Below are 17,176 nucleotides of genomic sequence, written 5' to 3' on the forward strand. Positions count from 1 at the left end.
TGAACGAAAAGAGGAAGATTTATCATGAAAATTAGATTTGGCTATGTATCACATGCCCTGTCGCTTTGGGACTGCTCACCTGCTAAAACCCTCACGTTTACTAGATGGGGAAAAATGAAAAAAGATGAGAGGCTGGATAAGCTTCATCACGTCACAAAACAAAATTTGAATCATACTAAGCGCGCTTTGCATTTTAATATTGCCCACGAAATTATGCTGTATCGATTGTCATCTTCTCTTGTCCCTTTAGCTACTCATCCTGAAGTAGCTTGGAATTACATTGATGCGTTCCAAGAAGACTGGTCAGAGATAGGAGAATTGATTCGGAATCATCAGCTGCGCGTGAGTTTTCACCCCAATCAGTTCACATTATTTACAAGCGACAAAAAACACATTACAGAAAATGCGGTAAAAGATATGGATTATCACTATAGAATGCTTGAAGCGATGGGAGTAGCTGATCAAGCTCTTATTAATATTCATGTAGGAGGAGCTTATGGCAATAAAGAAAAAGCGATTGGTCGATTTCATGAAAACATTCAAACGCTGCCGCCTGCCATTAAAAAGCGCATGACTCTTGAAAACGATGATAAAACATACACAACTGAAGAAACATTAGCCGTATGCGAAAAAGAGAAAGTCCCTCTCCTCTTTGATTATCACCACCATAAAGCAAATGAAGGAGAAGAACCTCTTGACCTATTGCTCCCTCGTATCTTTGACACGTGGAAACATATCGGATTAAAACCAAAAGTACATATCTCTTCTCCTAAATCTGAAAAAGAATTTAGAAGTCACTCTGATTATGTCTCAACTGATTTCATCGCACCTTTTTTGCAAATAGCTAAAGATATGGGACAAGATTTTGACGTAATGATTGAAGCAAAGTTAAAAGATAAAGCGCTGCTAAAATTAGTGGAAGATTTAGCATCAATGAGAGGAGTAAAGCGTACGGGAGGCGCCACGCTTGTTTTTTAAATAAAAAAAGAGCCAAGAGGCTCTTTTTTTATTTACATTTTTTCAGGTGCTGAAACACCAATTAGTTTTAAGGAGTTTTGAAGCGTTACTTGAACAGCTTTCACTAGTTCAATACGCGCTTTACTTGTTTCTATATTATCGCTGTCTAATACTTTTTCTGCATTATAGAAGCTATGGAACGTAGAAGCAAGATCAAATACATAGTTCGTAATGCGGTGCGGAATACGTTTTGTTGCTGCTTCCGCTACGGCCTGAGGGAACTCTCCGATTTTCTTCAGCAGTTCCATTTCTTTTTCTGCACTAATTAATGAAAGGTCGGCGCCAGATGTTGATTGAATCCCCATCTCTTCACCTTGACGAAGAATACTGCAAATACGGGCATGAGCATATTGCGCGTAGTATACAGGATTTTCATTAGATTGAGAAACAGCTAAATCTAAATCAAAGTCTAAATGTGTATCCGCACTTCTCATCGCAAAGAAGTAGCGAGTTGCATCAAGACCTACCTCTTCTACTAGGTCACGCATTGTTACTGCTTTACCTGTACGTTTGCTCATCTTCATTTTTTCGCCATTTTGATACAGTTGAACCATTTGAATAATTTCTACTTCCAGCGTATCTTTTTCATAACCAAGCGCTTGAATCGCCGCTTTCATACGAGGAATATATCCATGGTGGTCGGCTCCCCAAATATTAATTAGCTTATCAAATCCGCGTTGAATTTTGTCTTGGTGATACGCAATATCTGGCGTTAAGTACGTAAATGAACCGTCATTTTTAATTAACACACGGTCTTTATCATCACCAAATGTTGTAGAGCGGAACCACGTAGCACCTTCTTCTTCATATACGTGGCCTTGTTTTTTCAACGTTTCAAGTGCAACTGAAATTTTATCATTTTTATAAAGAGACGTTTCAGAATACCATACGTCAAATTTCACACGGAACTGTTCAAGATCACGCTTTAATTTAGCTAACTCATAATCTAATCCGTATTGACGGAAGAATTCAAAACGCTCTTCTTCAGAGGCGTTTACATACTTGTCTCCGTGCTCTTTTGCTAACTCTTTTCCGATGTTTATAATATCAGCACCATGATAGCCGTCTGCAGGCATTTCTTTCTCTAAACCAAGAGCCTGCATGTAGCGTGCTTCTACTGAATAAGCCAGGTTATTAATTTGGTTACCAGCATCATTGATATAGTATTCACGTGATACATCGTAACCTGCTTTTTCAAGAACATTACATAATGAGTCTCCAACTGCAGCACCGCGGGCATGTCCTAAATGTAAATCTCCTGTCGGATTAGCTGAAACAAACTCAACCTGTACTTTTTGTCCGTTCCCTACGTTTGTCTCACCGTATGCTTCACCAGCTTTTATAATCGTTGGGATAAGCTCTGTTAAATAAGAGTTATTCATATAAAAGTTGATGAATCCAGGGCCTGCAATGTCAATTTTTTCGATAGATGCTTTTGATTTATCGAAGTTTGCTACAAGCTCTTCAGCGATAACACGCGGTGCTTTTTTGGCAATACGAGCTAGCTGCATAGCCATATTGGTAGAATAATCACCATGTGTTTTATCTTTTGGGGTTTCTAATAGAACTTCTGGAAGTTCTGCTTTTTCAGCAAGTCCTGCTTTGACCACAGCATCTTGAATTTCAGCTTTTAATTTTTGCTGCACTTGTTCGACGATGTTCATTTTTTCTCCTCCTTGAATGTAATGGTTAACGCATATTTCCCGGTAGGCTGACCCTGTACTTCTAGATCATACGTTAAAAATAACCGACCCTTTTGAGTCATTTGTTTATATTCAATGTTATGAGCGAATGTTAGTAAATCCATACGTCCATAAGGGCTTATATAAGTTCCTTCGATCTGTACCTTTTTACGAAACGATTGCTTCATTTGAACAGCACCAGTTCGGTTAATTGATACTTCGTCTTCGCTAATTTTTACCATTGTTCTAATATCTCCGATTTCCTCTTGGCGCTCTGTGTATGTAAGATAAATTTTCGATCCTTTTTCATAATACATACCTTTTGCATTTACCGATGTTGTCTCTTTTCGGTGACCATCACGGATATCCGTCACAATTTTAACTTCAATGGGTTTTTTGACTTCTGAAGCGTTACTCACAAAAGACACTTCCTTATTAAAATGAATACGTTATAACTTAAATAGTATAAACATTCTAAAGAAAGAATTCAATAATACTTCAAAGGAAATATGATAGATAAGCCGAGAATTCCTTTTTTCACTGTGTTTGACGTACTCACATATTTCAAACAAAAAAGGCGGCCGTAGGCGGCCGCCTTTTTACTTTATTTATTTCTTTTGAACCCAGCCTAAGATCATTTCGCGAATAAGCTTGCTTGCTGTATTAGCTGTTTGTTCAGACGGATCATAAATTGGAGCTACTTCGACTAAATCTCCTCCGACAATACGAAGATCTGATTTAGCAATTGCGTGAATAGAAGCTAAAAGCTCTTTTGATGTGATACCGCCTGCATCTACTGTTCCTGTACCAGGAGCGTGCGCTGGATCTAATACATCGATATCAATTGTTACATAAACAGGACGACCTGCAAGTGTTGGTAGAATCTCTTTTAACGGCTCTAGAACTTCAAATTTTGAAATATGCATACCGTTTTCTTTTGCCCATTGAAATTCTTCTTTCATTCCTGAACGAATACCAAATGAATAAACATTCTCCGGTCCGATTAGTTCAGCAACTTTACGAATTGGAGTGGAATGAGAAAGTGGTTCTCCTTCATACTCTTCACGAAGGTCTGTGTGAGCATCCATATGGATAATGGCTAAATCCGGGTATTTTTTATACATAGCTTTCATAACAGGCCAAGAAACCAAATGCTCTCCGCCCATGCCTAATGGGAACTTGTCCGCTGCTAAAAGCTGGTCGATATACTCTTCAATTATGTTCAAGCTGCGCTGAGGATTCCCAAATGGAAGTGGAATATCTCCTGCATCAAAATATTTCACTTCTTCTAGCTCCCGATCTAAATACGGGCTGTATTCTTCTAATCCAATTGATACTTCACGAATACGAGTTGGGCCAAATCGTGAACCTGGACGATAGCTAACTGTCCAGTCCATTGGCATTCCGTAAAGAACCGCTTCACTTTCTTCAAAAACAGGGTGACTGCCAATAAATACATTACCTGAATAAGCTTCATCAAAACGCATATTTTGTTCCTCCTTCATTACTCATAGAAAAGATGCCAGCCTTAAACCTCTGGCATCTCACTTGTATGTGATAACTTATTTAATAAGATCTTGCACAAATTTAGGTAAGGCAAATGCCGCTTTGTGCAATTCTTTTGTGTAATATTTTGTATCAATATCAAAGAAACGATCTTCGCTTACTTCCAATGGATCATGTTTCTTTGAGCCTATTGTAAATGTCCATAAACCGCTTGGGTATGTTGGAATATTTGCTACGTATAGACGTGTAATCGGGAAGATTTCTCTTACATCACGCTGAACATTTGAGATAAGTTCTGGCGTGAACCAAGGGTTGTCCGATTGAGCAACAAAGATACCATCTTCTTTAAGTGCTTTTGAGATACCTGCATAGAATCCTTTTGTAAATAAATTCACAGCTGGACCTACTGGCTCTGTTGAATCCACTAAAATGACATCGTATTCGTTCTCGCTTTTAGCGATGTGCATAAATCCGTCATCTACTTGTACATCAACACGAGGATCTTCTAGTTTACCCGCAATTGAAGGTAAGAATTTTTTTGAGTACTCAATAACTTTTCCATCGATATCAACTAACGTCGCTTTTTTTACGCTTGGGTGTTTTAAGATTTCACGAATTACGCCTCCGTCTCCTCCACCTACAACTAGTACGTTTTCTGGATTTGGATGCGTAAATAACGGTACATGTGCAACCATTTCATGATAAACGAACTCATCTTTTTCTGTTGTCATAACCATACCGTCAAGTAGGAGCATGTTACCAAACTCTTCTGTTTCAACCATGTCTAATTTTTGAAACTCCGTTTGCTCTGTATGTAAAGTGCGATTAATTTTAGCTGTAATACCAAAGTTCTTTGTTTGCTTTTCTGTGAACCATAATTCCATTTCAAAATCTTCCCTTCTATTTTGAGAATTAACCTATGCATAGATTACCCTAACATAATTTATACAAACATGAAAAAAGTATAGATGAATTCAGCAAAAAAGCAAGTAAAATTTTTAGCAATGGAGGTTTAAAACCTCCTTTTCTATTTCATACTGATGATAGATACAAGCTTTAGAATCTACTTGCACCGCTCTTTTAATAGAATTTTGTTGTGTTGAAAGCAACATGTATGGTGCATAGTGACACATATTGGTGGTGAATAGAAATGGAAACGGTATTAACCGAACATTTAAAAAAGGCAAGACGCATCTTCCGAATTCTTCTCGTCCTTGGTATATTAGCGGGGGCTTTATTGTTGTTTGCCTACATAAGCATCTTTCTCTACGCCAAAATCGCTGGCCCCCCTCCGCTAAACGTTTCTCAAACAGCTGTTTTCTACTCAGCAAACGGTAAAGTTCTTGATGAAGTTCACAATGGACAAAAGCGCTACTGGGTTTCACTTAATCAAATTTCACCTTACGTAAAAGATGCGACTTTAGCCGTTGAAGATAAGCGCTTCTATGAGCATCACGGCTTTGATATGCATCGAATCGCCGGAGCAATTGTAGCTGATATAAAAGCTATGGGAAAAGTACAAGGTGCGAGTACTATTACTCAGCAGTATGCACGAAACTTGTTTTTAGAGCACGACAAAACGTGGACTCGAAAGCTTCAAGAAGCTCTGTATACGATTCGGTTAGAAATGAATTATAGCAAAGACCAAATTCTAGAAGGCTACATGAATACGATTTACTACGGCCATGGAGCTTATGGAATTGAAGCGGCAGCTAGGCTGTACTTTGATAAGCACGCCAAAAATTTGACGTTAAGTGAAGCGAGTATGTTAGCCGGTATTCCAAAAGGCCCTAGCTACTACTCTCCTCTTATTCATCAGGAAAATGCAAAAAAGCGACAAAATATCATTTTATCTCTCATGAAAGAGGATGGAATTATTACGTCGAAGCAAGCAACAAAAGCGCTGGTAACTCCCCTAGCATTTTCAAAGCCTGCTGAAAAAGATCCTAACAAAGAAGACGCTTCTTACTTTATGGATGCAGCGCTAGCAGAATTAAAGCAAGATTTAGGCATTGATGAAACCATGATTTATACAAATGGACTTCGCGTTTATACAACGCTGGATGAAAAGATGCAGCGAACGGCAGAAGAAAAAATGAAAGATGTTATCAGCAGCTCTTCAGACGTACAAAGTGCATTTGTTGCGATGAATCCTAAAAATGGACAAGTGAAAGCTCTTATTGGTGGAAGAGATTATGAAAAGAGCCCGTTTAACCGCGCTACTCAAGCAGTAAGACAGCCTGGCTCAACGATGAAGCCATTTTTATACTATGCGGCATTAAAAGATGGTTTTACTGAATCCACTCCAATGAAAAGTGAAGAAACGACGTTCAAATTAGAAGATGGTGTTTCGACATACACGCCTAGTAACTATCACAATTATTATGCAGATGCGCCTATTACAATGGCTCAAGCCATCGCACTTTCAGACAATATTTATGCGGTCAAAACGCATTTGTTCATTGGGGAAAATCGCTTGATCGAAACCGCTAAAACACTTGGTATATCATCACCTTTAAAGAAAGTTCCATCTTTAGCTCTTGGAACTTCACCTGTCAAAGTCATTGATATGGTTAATGCGTACGGCATCTTTGCTAATGGCGGAAAAGAAATTCGTCCAACATTTATTAAACGAATTGAAACCCATGACGGAGAAGTTGTTTATCAAGCTCCTTCTGAACGGAAACAAGTCATTGATAGACGCTATGCTTTTCTTACTACCCATTTAATGACAGGCATGTTTAATCAAAAGCTAAATGGCTACACAACCGTCACAGGAAAGCCTATTTCTAAATATGTATCTCGTCCTTACGCGGGAAAATCCGGCACAACCTCTACGGATAGCTGGATGATTGGCTACTCTCCTCAGCTCGTTTCAGGCGTTTGGGTTGGATATGATCAAGGAAGGACAATGGATGATGTAGCTGAAAAAGGATACGCAAAAAAAATGTGGGCGCTATTTATGGAAGATGCTTTAAAAGGGAAGAAAAAAGAAAAGTTTAAAGCACCAAACGGATTAATGAGCGTCAACATTAATCCTCAAAATGGAAAGTTAGCATCCAAATCATGTCCTGTTCAATATAAAGCTTATTATTTAACTGGAACACAGCCTAAAACATATTGTACTGATCACATCGATCATGCAGCAAAAACGAAGAAAAAAGAGCGTGAAACAGAAGGTAAAAAATTTCACTGGTTCCCAAAATGGTTTGATTAAAAAAAGCTTAAGGCCTTGGCCTTAAGCTTTTTTTAGCATTACGATGTTTGAAGCGCTTCTTTTAAGTCATCATTAGATAACGTCCAGATTTCTTCATTATGAGACTTCAAAAACTCACGAAGCAAAGCCTTAGACTTGTTATCCATTTCTTCTACCATAATGCGTCGTTTTAAGGATTTATCCATTTTGTTTACATGTTCAGGAAGTGACTTATAGCCGCGGCGAATTTCACGATCAACGGTCATTTCACATGCTGTCATACCTGCGTAGTAAGGTCCTTCTTGCTTGCGATCAATCGTTACCCATACAAGCCAATATAACTTGCCGTTTGGCACCTCGTCTTTATTCGGTAAGAACTTAATTCCTTTTTCTACTACACTTCTGGCATGCATCGCACCAATATCGACAAATACTTCTTCATCGCTTGGGCAAACAAAAACCGGTGAAATGTTTTCTAAACTTAACGCTCCAACCCCGTAGCCGCCGTGGCCGTCGGTTGAATCGTCTTTTATGATATTAAATCCTATACTTTTCTTTTTTGGCTGAGTCATAGTAAGCCTCCTCTATTTAGTAAATCAGTGGTGCTAATATCTGCTGAAAGATATTCATCACAAACGTTGCTGCTCCGTTTAGAAGCGGCCAGATTACAATTCGATCCAGAGGTGTAATCACAAGAATCAAAAATACAAAAATACCCCAAGACTCATACTGCGTCATTTTGGCTCGCGTAGACGGCGGAACGAGATCTTCAATCACGCGGTAGCCGTCTAAAGGCGGAAAAGGCAACAAGTTAAATACGCCTAGTGTTAGGTTTATTTGAATAAATAATGTAAAAAAACGATAAAGCGCATCGTTGTCCACTGCGGCATTGTTCATCAAATAGTAAATAAGCAAGCCGATAAATGCCAACAACAAGTTGCTAAACGGTCCCGCTATCGATACTAGAATACCAGCTAAACGAGGCTTTTTAAAGAAATAGCGATTAACAGGAACCGGCTTCGCCCACCCAAAACCTGCGATAATTAACAAAAGCGTTCCAAATGGATCTAAATGTGCCAGCGGAGAAAGCGTTAGCCTTCCTTGCTTTTTAGCCGTGTGGTCTCCAAATAAATAAGCTACATACGCATGTGCAAACTCATGCAGTGTGAATGCAACAATAAGGGTCATCACCACGTAAGGAAGGTCTTGCAATGAAAAAGCTAAAAAATGTTCCACTCTTTATCTCCTTTATTTTAAAATAATTTCTACACATCATATCTACTAAATAAACCGTTTGCTTACGAAGAAGGATACAAGACTTCTTGAATATGGCCTCAAAGGTCTCAAAAACCAGACATGGGCTCCCTATGGCCCCACCTGGTTTTTAGCATCGATGTTATGATAAAAAGTATACTACAGATTATGACCTGCATCACTACCTCATACTGTCATTTTATTCAGAAAACGGGTACACTAATCATATACTGACCAAAAAGGAGTGTACACATTATGCCAGTTGTAACTGTTAAGATGCTTGAGGGCCGTACAGATGATCAAAAAAGAGCTCTTGTTGAAAAAGTGACGGATGCTGTTGTAGAAACAACAGGTGCATCACCTGAAAAAGTATCCATTATCATCGAAGAAATGTCTAAAAACCATTACGCTGTAGCGGGCAAGCGCATGAGCGATCAATAACGCCTACATAAAAAAAATGCCATAGGAGTTGACCTATGGCATCTTTTTAATGTACAGACAGAGTTGCCTGAAGTTTTTCAATATATTCGTATGCTTCTGCAATGTCTTCTTCTGTATAGTTTTGCTTACGCTTTAACGTAAACACTTTTTCTTTTACTTCTTCTTTAGATAAGTTATCAAAATATAAAATCGTAGAGACGAGCTCCAAAAATTTAGAGCTTTGCTCGTTCATATCCTTCATACATTCCTGCAAGTGAGGAAGCTCTAAATCATAGTGACTTAAAAATCCTTCTCCCGCTTCTGTTAATACGTAACGATACTGCATATACCCGCCTTTTTTCTCTTTAATTTCACTTAAAAAGCCCAAGTTACACAGCTCCTCAATTCGAAGCGTTAATTCCTCAGAATAAGGTCCAAAAAAGTGAAAATTATACTTTTCATAAAAAGGAAACTTCAGTTTTTTTCCGATAAATATCATCTTTTGTAACTTTTTTCTGCCAACAACTTCTCCCGCCGCGGAAAATACTTTCACAATCTTTGCGTGATCGTTTAACACAGCCCCTTCAACTCCTATACTATTTAACTCTGATCTCCTTTTAGTAAGTTTATAATCTGATCTTTAACTTTTCGCTTAGACGACAATTGATCAATGAGATCTTGTGGAAAATATAATTTATGATCGGTTCTCTTTTTCCCTGAAATTGCTTCAACAATCTCCGACTGACGTGATAATTCACGCACTTCATTATTTGGCATCAACAGATGAATCGGCAAACGTTCTTCCTCTTCACCCGGTCGATAAAAATCGTATGGTAGGTCGCTTGAAGAATCGACGACTAAATAATAATCTGGGTTAATGCCCGCTTTTTTAAAAAGTGTTGTAAGCTCCATCCACATTTTCATTTGTGAATTTGGATTAAACTCAATGTATTTAAAAAGCTGACGATTCATAAATCTTCGGCATAGATCAGATAAAATTTCATCCTCTTCTTCTTCCCATGCTTGAAAATAAAATAAAATAACAGATTCATCTAATTTCAAATACTCTTTTAGCGATATTTCTTCTTCAAAAATCGAATAAAAATGAGTGGGCTCCTGCTTGAACTCATAGTAATGATGATGGAGCTCTTTCGCGCGATGTAAAATTTTTGTCAAAATAACTTCAGCACTTCTCGTAACAGGATGAAAATACACTTGCCAGTACATTTGGTAGCGGCTCATAATATAATCTTCAACCGCATGCATACCGCTGTGTTTAATCACGGCTTGGTCTTCCCGAGGACGCATAACACGAAGAATTCGTTCCATATCAAAGTGACCGTAGCTTACTCCTGTGTAATACGCATCACGCTGCAAATAATCCATGCGATCTGCATCAATTTGACTGGAAATTAAACTAACGACAAGCTTATTTTCATATGTTTTCGCGATTACTTCGGCCACTTTTTTAGGAAAATCCTTTCCCACTTTCGTCAACACTTGATTTACCTCCGTGTCACCTACGATAATGGCTTGTGTAAATTCTTCATGATCTAAGTGGAAAACCTTCTCAAATGAATGTGAAAACGGACCGTGACCTAAATCGTGCAGTAAAGCAGCACAAAGACAAAGAAGACGCTCATCTTCATTCCATTCAGGGCGTCCTTGAAAACCGTCGTCAATAATACGGCGCACAATTTCATAAACACCTAAGGAATGACTAAAACGGCTGTGTTCAGCCCCATGAAACGTTAAGTATGTCGTTCCTAGCTGTCTAATACGACGCAGCCTTTGAAATTCGGCTGTCCCAATTAGCTCCCAAATAACACGATCTCTTACATGGATATAGCGGTGAACAGGATCTTTAAATACTTTTTCTTCACTGAGTTTTTCATTAGGATATGTCATTTACATACCTCTCTATCTTCACTTTGTTGTTGCTATAATTTTTCGACACTCACTTCCTATTTTCCTATTCAGAATAAAAAATCACCTTGTCAAGCAACCAAGGTGATTTACCTAACAAACAAGGCGATTCTGTTTGTAAGAAGCTCGTTCGACAAATAAGTAGCAGAAAAGCAGCTATTTATTGTTTCACTATCTATTTTTTTACTTTTTTTTCAATCTTCTCGATTAATTCGTCCTCTGTTGGCGCTGCTACAGGACGGTTATTTACAAATGCAAATGACTTTTTACGTCCGGGTCCACAGTAAGACTGGCAACCGATTTGTACTTCAGCTTGTTCATCTATTTTTTTAAGTCGAGGTAACAACGTTTTGACGTTTGTTGCCTGACAATCATCACAAATTCTAAATTCATTTGCCATGTTGACACAATCCTTTCAAAATTGGTTCATCATTTTGTCTAAGGGGTATTTTACCCCTATTTGAAGTCCGATGCAAGTTAAAGAAGGAAGCAAAATCTATCATACTCCTAGAAGAAATGGTATAAAGTATGGATTTTTTGTACATGATGATACTACAAAACATGATTACTATGAGTCATGGAAAATAGAGGAGTGAACAAAGTGAAAGATAGACAAGATGCTTGGACAGAAGAAAACGACTTATTATTAGCTGAAACAGTATTGCGCCATGTCCGCGAAGGAAGTACGCAGTTGAATGCGTTTGAAGAAGTTGGAGATGAATTAAATCGAACTTCAGCAGCATGTGGATTCAGATGGAATGCTGTTGTACGCCATCAGTATGAAAAAGCACTGCAGCTAGCTAAAAAACAGCGAAAACAGCGTATGCGTGCACTTGGACAAGAGCAAGGCAAAAAAAAATTATTATATACGCCACCAGCATCTGTAGAGCATGTGGAACAAATGATGTCTGCGCCTACAGCAACATATAGCTTACCTGAAACACACGTAGAAAGAAGCAGCAGTGAGGAGCTTTCAATGGCTGATGTTATTCGCTTCTTGCAAACAATGCCAAATCAAGCGAGCAATTTACAAGCATTGCAAAGCGAAAACAAACGCTTGATGCAAGAAAATGCAGAGTTAGCTAAGAAAAACACAGAGTTGGAAAAACAAATTAAACATCTCGAAGCTAATGCTACTACTATTCAAGAAGACTATGAAACATTAATGCAAATCATGAACCGTGCGCGAAAGTTAGCTCTATTTGATGAAGAAGAGCGTTCTTCTACTACGTTTAAAATGGATCGTAACGGAAATCTTGAGAAAATGGCTGAATAAGCTACACGAACGAAGAAAGAGGGATGTCAAACTTGGCTCTGCTTTCTTCTTTTTCTATTTTACAGACAATGACCTGACGCCTTTATGCTATAATATGTTCGTTTACTGTTTATAAAGGGGTTTGAGATATGCAGCAGAATAGTTTGAAACTTTTAGCACAGCCCGCTTGGCGTATTATTGATCAATCCAGTCTAGGTCCTCATTTTGATGCCCGTCATTCTTTTGCCATCGATGACACGCTTTGTACAACCGTTGGAAGAGGTGAATCTCCAGCTGTCATGCGCTCATGGGTGCATCACGATACGATTGTATTAGGCATTCAAGATACAAAGCTCCCTCACCTGGCTGAAGGTGCAGCTTATTTACATGAACAAGGGTATAAAACAATCGTCCGCAATTCAGGCGGCCTCGCTGTCGTACTTGATCAAGATGTTCTAAACATTTCTTTAATTTTTCCAGATGCAGAAAAAGGAATTGATATTGATCGTGGCTATGAAGCCATGTTTGATTTGATTAAGGCCATGTTTGCATCTTACGGTACCGCAATTGAAGCGAAGGAAATCGTAGGATCCTATTGTCCCGGCAGCTTTGATTTGAGCATTCGCAATCAAAAATTTGCAGGCATTTCACAGCGACGCGTTCGCGGCGGTGTGGCCGTACAAATTTACTTATGCGTTAACGGAAGCGGCTCTAAACGCGCTTCTCTCATTCAAGAGTTTTACAAAAAAGGGCTCCAAAACACAGAAACTAAATTTTCATACCCAGATATCGAGCCTCATACAATGGCTTCTCTATCTGAACTATTACAGATTGATTTAACCGTTTCTGATGTCATGCTGCTTTTATTGCAAACACTGAATAGCATGAGCTCTTCTCTTGTAAATATGCCTTTAAATGCTACCGAACAAATGCTGTTTGAGACGCAGCTGCAGCGCATGTATGACCGCAATGAAAAAGCGTTGGGTTCATTAGCCGAATAAAAAAACTCCGCCCTAGGACGGAGTTTTTTTATTAAAGTGCTTGAGCAGCTGTGATTAAAGCAAGCTTGTACACATCTTCTTCGTTACAACCGCGAGATAGATCGTTTACCGGTTTGTTTAGACCTTGTAAGATTGGACCTACTGCTTCGAAGTTTCCTAAGCGCTGTGCAATTTTGTAACCAATGTTACCTGCTTCAAGGCTTGGGAATACAAATACGTTTGCATCTCCTTTGATCACTGAACCTGGTGCTTTCTTTTCAGCTACAGAAGGAACAAATGCTGCGTCGAATTGGAATTCGCCGTCTAATGTTACGCTTGGTGCTAATTCTTTTGCAATTTCTACTGCGTTTGCTACCTTTTCTGTTTCCGGAGATTTTGCTGATCCTTTTGTTGAGAAGCTTAGCATAGCAACACGAGGATCGATATCGAACATTTCAGCTGTACGAGCACTTTCGATAGCAATTTCAGCTAAATCTTGGCTGTCAGGTGAAATATTAATTGCACAGTCAGCAAATACGTATTTTTGATCGCCGCGAACCATGATAAATACGCCAGATGTTTTCTTAACACCTTGTCTTGTTTTGATAATTTGTAGAGCAGGTCGCACCGTGTCTGCTGTAGAATGAGCAGCTCCGCTTACAAGACCGTCAGCTTTGTTCATATGAACAAGCATTGTGCCAAAATAATTTTCATCTAATAAAATTTTGCGAGCATCTTCTTCTGTTGCTTTGCCTTTACGACGCTCAACAAATGCTGCCACCATTTCATCAAATTCAGAGTAGCTTTGAGGATCTAAAACCTCAACACCGTCTAATTTTACGTTTAATTCTGCTGCTTTTGATGCTACCGCGTCTTTATTTCCAACAACGATAGGCTTTAAGATATTGTCGGCAGCTAAACGAGAAACAGCACCTAATACGCGCTCATCTAATCCCTCTGGGAATACGATTGATACATCGCTAGCTGATACTTTTTGTTTTAAACCTGTAAATAAATCACTCAAAGTAAATCCTCCTCGATATGTAAAAAACTTTTCTCATAATAGGATACTCCACTTTTTTTAAAAATCAAAGGCATGTCCTTCAAGAATCCATGATTACGAAAAAGTCTTTTAATTCTTAATTTTCCGCTAACACTCAAAATAAAACCTGTTTTTACTTTGCAACAATTGTTTAAAGTTTAGTCACAAAATCACAGGTTTTTCATTCCAGTTCTTCGGACAAACTATGATATAGTAGAATTGGAATTTATCATAATCGGACAATAGGAGTGAAACGAAATGGCAGAAGCAGCACAAACATTAGACGGTTGGTATGCACTTCATGATTTCCGTTCAATCGATTGGGGCGCTTGGAAGCAGTTATCAAGCGACGATCGCCAAGCGGCCATCCATGAATTTTTAGGTTTGATTGAGAAATGGAAAGGAACTGAAGCTGAAAAGCAAGGCAGTCATGCTTTATATACCATTGTCGGCCAAAAAGCAGATTTTATGCTAATGCTTGTTCGTCCTACTATGGAAGAACTAAATGAAATTGAAACAGAATTTAACAAAACAAAGCTTGCTGAGTTTACCATTCCTACTTATTCATATGTATCAGTAGTTGAATTAAGCAACTACTTACCTGCTGGGGAGGATCCTTATGAAAATCCTCAAATCCAAGCTAGACTATATCCAACTTTACCAAAAGCTAGTCACGTTTGCTTTTATCCAATGGATAAACGTCGTCAAGGAAATGACAATTGGTACATGCTTCCTATGGAAGAACGACGCAGCTTAATGCGCAGCCACGGAATGATTGGACGTCAATACGCTGGAAAAGTAAAGCAAATCATTACGGGTTCTGTTGGGTTTGATGATTATGAGTGGGGCGTTACTCTTTTTGCAGATGACGTTCTTCAATTTAAAAAATTAGTATACGAAATGCGTTTTGACGAAGTAAGTGCTCGCTACGGGGAATTTGGCAGCTTCTTTGTCGGAAATTTATTAAAAGAAGAAGCTATTGCACGCTTTTTACACGTTTAAACTAAGCTGCAAAAGCGTTCATCTCTTTTATAAAATTTAGTATATAAAAAACCTGTTTCCACTTGGAAACAGGTTTTTTTATTTTCTACCCATGGCATATTCGCATCTACAGGACCATATATATACAACAGTGTCACAAGTAAGCGAGGTGGGATAATGGCAGTCGTTGCACACAACGAAGAAGATGTTAAGCTCCTAGCCAGACTCATTCGAGCTGAAGCTGAAAGTGAAGGAAAACAAGGGATGTTACTGGTAGGAAATGTAGGCGTGAACCGCGCTAAAGCTCCCTGTTTGGATTTTAGAAATATAAGAACCATTCGTCAGATGGTATTTCAAAACCCAGGCGGATTTGAAGCAACTCAAAAAGGCTACTTTTATCAGCGTGCCCGCCAGTCTGAAATTACACTTGCACGACGTGTATTAAGAGGGGAACGTTTTAACCCCGCGGAAAACTCACTGTGGTTTTTCAAGCCCAGCGGCGACTGTCCTGCTCAATGGTATAACCAAAATAACACAGGACGATTTAAATCTCACTGTTTCTTTGCACCAACTCAAGCTGATTGTCCAGGAGTTTACTAATTTCTTTTTGTTTGAAGGAGGTTCCTATGAAAAAACCAAAGTCTAATCAACCGCAACAGCAATATATGCAAAATCCGTATATGAGTCCAAACTACCCTTATTATATGCCTCAGCCGCAGCAGCCCCAGCCAGGCGGCCAGCCGCAGGTTCAAGGGCAAAGCCAAGGAGGGCCACCCCCTACCTCTTCTGGAGGCAGTGGTGCCCCGCAAGACCCAAATCAACTGCCTATTGAAGAATCATATATTGAAAATATTTTACGTTTAAATCGAGGAAAAATAGCGACTGTATATATGACGTTTGAAAATAATACGCAGTGGAACGCGAAGGTCTTTAGAGGTATTATTGAAGCGGCCGGACGCGATCATATCATTTTAAGTGATCCACAGACTGGAACGCGCTATGTACTGCTTATGGTTTATCTTGATTACATTACCTTCGATGAAGAAATTAAATACAATTATCCATTTGGCGGTGGAGGCCAGCAGTTGAGCAATTATTCTCCGCGTTAAAAAAACCCCTTTTCAGGGGTTTTTTTATAGCCATTTTACAGCTGCAACAACAATTAAAATCCAGGCTACAATAAAAGCAACTCCACCTAGGGGAGTAATCGCGCCAAGAACTTTAATACCGGACGTACTTAATACATAGAGACTGCCTGAAAACAGCACAATCCCTGCAAACATAATCCAGCCCGAAGCTGTTAACAAAGAAGACTGAGGAAATTTGCTTAATAAAAACGCAATAACGAACAGCCCCATTGCATGGAACATTTGGTACTGCACTCCTGTTTTCCATACCTCTAAATACTTCTCTGAGATTTTCCCTTCTAACCCGTGTGCTCCAAAGGCACCAAGAGCAACCGCTAACATCGCATTGATTGCACCGATTATTAAAAATAGTTTCATGTTTTTCTCCTCACTTTAGAAATCAAACAAACTATCGCCGTTTGCATCATCTGATTTCAATTTCGTTCCTTCAAAATTAGGTTTGGATGACTGAATAATCTGTTGCTGCATAATCTCAGGCGATTGCATAATTTCCGGTGAAGACATGACAACAGGTTTTGAAACCGAGACAGGTTTCGATGCTGAAACCTCTTCATTTTGATCTAATGCAAGCTCACACAGTGCTTTGATAGCAACCAATTGATCTCGAACGTTCCCACTATTCGAATGGTGCTTCGCTTTTTGTACTTCTGCACTAATTTTATCAAGGAGCTGCGCCATTTTTATATCCATGTAGACACCTCATCTTACATTCAATATGACTTTATACAGCTATTTTATCAAAAGATGAAATAGGAGGCTATGTCTGAAG

General features: G+C 38.9%; 20 protein-coding genes. 8 read left to right on the plus strand and 12 right to left on the minus strand.

Translation table 11 applies throughout. The features are described 5' to 3' along the window. Nucleotides 1-24: 24 nt before the first annotated feature. Nucleotides 25-978, plus strand: coding sequence for a UV DNA damage repair endonuclease UvsE (gene uvsE, locus MKX72_RS26190; protein ID WP_034263994.1), 954 nt, complete (start codon nt 25-27; stop codon nt 976-978). 32 nt (nt 979-1,010) lie between these two features. On the opposite strand, the gene argS is transcribed toward uvsE, so the two are convergent. The 4 genes from argS to speE form a co-directional block, all read right to left on the minus strand. Further along, the gene (gene argS / locus MKX72_RS26195) at nt 1,011-2,681 is read right to left on the minus strand and encodes an arginine--tRNA ligase (RefSeq protein ID WP_033580387.1); all 1,671 of its coding nucleotides are present in this window, start codon (nt 2,679-2,681) and stop codon (nt 1,011-1,013) included. Then, nucleotides 2,678-3,118: a DUF1934 domain-containing protein gene (locus MKX72_RS26200; RefSeq protein ID WP_014457736.1), complete on the minus strand. Its 441-nt coding sequence runs from the start codon at nt 3,116-3,118 to the stop codon at nt 2,678-2,680. The genes argS and MKX72_RS26200 overlap by 4 nt, the downstream gene beginning before the upstream one ends. A gap of 189 nt (nt 3,119-3,307) precedes the next feature. Further along, a complete protein-coding gene (gene speB / locus MKX72_RS26205; protein ID WP_028411962.1) occupies nt 3,308-4,186 on the minus strand; it encodes an agmatinase in 879 nt (292 codons plus the stop codon). Between the two features lie 75 nt (nt 4,187-4,261). Then, nucleotides 4,262-5,089, minus strand: coding sequence for a spermidine synthase (gene speE / locus MKX72_RS26210; protein WP_034264012.1), 828 nt, complete (start codon nt 5,087-5,089; stop codon nt 4,262-4,264). A gap of 266 nt (nt 5,090-5,355) precedes the next feature. Between speE and MKX72_RS26215 the strand changes: the two genes are divergently transcribed. Continuing rightward, nucleotides 5,356-7,422 carry a transglycosylase domain-containing protein gene (locus MKX72_RS26215; protein WP_028411961.1) on the plus strand — a complete coding sequence of 689 codons (2,067 nt, stop codon included), beginning with the start codon at nt 5,356-5,358 and terminating at the stop codon, nt 7,420-7,422. A gap of 38 nt (nt 7,423-7,460) precedes the next feature. Here the strand turns inward: MKX72_RS26215 and MKX72_RS26220 are convergent, their stop codons facing one another. Then, nucleotides 7,461-7,973 carry a YwhD family protein gene (locus MKX72_RS26220; RefSeq protein WP_013085495.1) on the minus strand — a complete coding sequence of 171 codons (513 nt, stop codon included), beginning with the start codon at nt 7,971-7,973 and terminating at the stop codon, nt 7,461-7,463. A gap of 16 nt (nt 7,974-7,989) precedes the next feature. Further along, a complete protein-coding gene (locus tag MKX72_RS26225; RefSeq protein ID WP_028411960.1) occupies nt 7,990-8,637 on the minus strand; it encodes a site-2 protease family protein in 648 nt (215 codons plus the stop codon). Between the two features lie 273 nt (nt 8,638-8,910). On the opposite strand from MKX72_RS26225, the gene MKX72_RS26230 reads away from it, so the two are divergent. Then, on the plus strand, nt 8,911-9,096 hold the full coding sequence (locus MKX72_RS26230; RefSeq protein WP_013085497.1) for a 2-hydroxymuconate tautomerase: 186 nt from the start codon (nt 8,911-8,913) through the stop codon (nt 9,094-9,096). A gap of 46 nt (nt 9,097-9,142) precedes the next feature. Here the strand turns inward: MKX72_RS26230 and MKX72_RS26235 are convergent, their stop codons facing one another. The 3 genes from MKX72_RS26235 to MKX72_RS26245 all read right to left on the minus strand — a co-directional run bounded on the left by MKX72_RS26235 (nt 9,143) and on the right by MKX72_RS26245 (nt 11,401). Beyond that, on the minus strand, nt 9,143-9,652 hold the full coding sequence (locus tag MKX72_RS26235) for a YwgA family protein (RefSeq protein ID WP_033580386.1): 510 nt from the start codon (nt 9,650-9,652) through the stop codon (nt 9,143-9,145). A 23-nt stretch (nt 9,653-9,675) separates the two neighbouring features. After that, entirely contained in the window at nt 9,676-10,983 is a 1,308-nt protein-coding gene (locus MKX72_RS26240; RefSeq protein ID WP_013059849.1) for an HD domain-containing protein, read from the minus strand. 193 nt (nt 10,984-11,176) lie between these two features. Next, complete coding sequence (locus tag MKX72_RS26245) at nt 11,177-11,401, minus strand: DUF1450 domain-containing protein (RefSeq protein WP_013059850.1); 225 nt, start codon at nt 11,399-11,401, stop codon at nt 11,177-11,179. 201 nt (nt 11,402-11,602) lie between these two features. Here MKX72_RS26245 and MKX72_RS26250 point away from each other — a divergent pair, with 201 nt between their 5' ends. Both MKX72_RS26250 and MKX72_RS26255 read left to right on the plus strand, forming a co-directional pair. After that, nucleotides 11,603-12,277: an RsfA family transcriptional regulator gene (locus tag MKX72_RS26250; protein WP_033580385.1), complete on the plus strand. Its 675-nt coding sequence runs from the start codon at nt 11,603-11,605 to the stop codon at nt 12,275-12,277. Between the two features lie 128 nt (nt 12,278-12,405). Further along, nucleotides 12,406-13,257: a lipoate--protein ligase family protein gene (locus MKX72_RS26255; protein ID WP_028411958.1), complete on the plus strand. Its 852-nt coding sequence runs from the start codon at nt 12,406-12,408 to the stop codon at nt 13,255-13,257. Nucleotides 13,258-13,288: 31 nt separating this feature from the next. Here MKX72_RS26255 and pta read toward each other — a convergent pair whose 3' ends face one another. Beyond that, entirely contained in the window at nt 13,289-14,260 is a 972-nt protein-coding gene (gene pta, locus MKX72_RS26260) for a phosphate acetyltransferase (RefSeq protein WP_013059853.1), read from the minus strand. Between the two features lie 276 nt (nt 14,261-14,536). Between pta and hemQ the strand changes: the two genes are divergently transcribed. From hemQ to gerQ, 3 genes are all read left to right on the plus strand, one after another. Then, nucleotides 14,537-15,280 carry a hydrogen peroxide-dependent heme synthase gene (gene hemQ / locus MKX72_RS26265; protein WP_013059854.1) on the plus strand — a complete coding sequence of 248 codons (744 nt, stop codon included), beginning with the start codon at nt 14,537-14,539 and terminating at the stop codon, nt 15,278-15,280. Between the two features lie 156 nt (nt 15,281-15,436). Next, nucleotides 15,437-15,859, plus strand: a complete 423-nt coding sequence (locus MKX72_RS26270) for a cell wall hydrolase (RefSeq protein ID WP_016765947.1) — start codon at nt 15,437-15,439, stop codon at nt 15,857-15,859. A 26-nt stretch (nt 15,860-15,885) separates the two neighbouring features. Next, nucleotides 15,886-16,368, plus strand: a complete 483-nt coding sequence (gerQ, locus tag MKX72_RS26275) for a spore coat protein GerQ (RefSeq protein ID WP_028411957.1) — start codon at nt 15,886-15,888, stop codon at nt 16,366-16,368. Between the two features lie 24 nt (nt 16,369-16,392). On the opposite strand, the gene MKX72_RS26280 is transcribed toward gerQ, so the two are convergent. Both MKX72_RS26280 and MKX72_RS26285 read right to left on the minus strand, forming a co-directional pair. Continuing rightward, nucleotides 16,393-16,764, minus strand: a complete 372-nt coding sequence (locus tag MKX72_RS26280) for a DUF423 domain-containing protein (RefSeq protein WP_013059856.1) — start codon at nt 16,762-16,764, stop codon at nt 16,393-16,395. Between the two features lie 15 nt (nt 16,765-16,779). Then, the gene (locus MKX72_RS26285) at nt 16,780-17,097 is read right to left on the minus strand and encodes a YwdI family protein (protein ID WP_028411956.1); all 318 of its coding nucleotides are present in this window, start codon (nt 17,095-17,097) and stop codon (nt 16,780-16,782) included. Nucleotides 17,098-17,176: the final 79 nt, after the last annotated feature.

This window comes from Priestia sp. FSL R5-0597 (assembly GCF_038006305.1).
Classification (GTDB): Bacteria; Bacillota; Bacilli; order Bacillales; family Bacillaceae_H; genus Priestia; species Priestia zanthoxyli.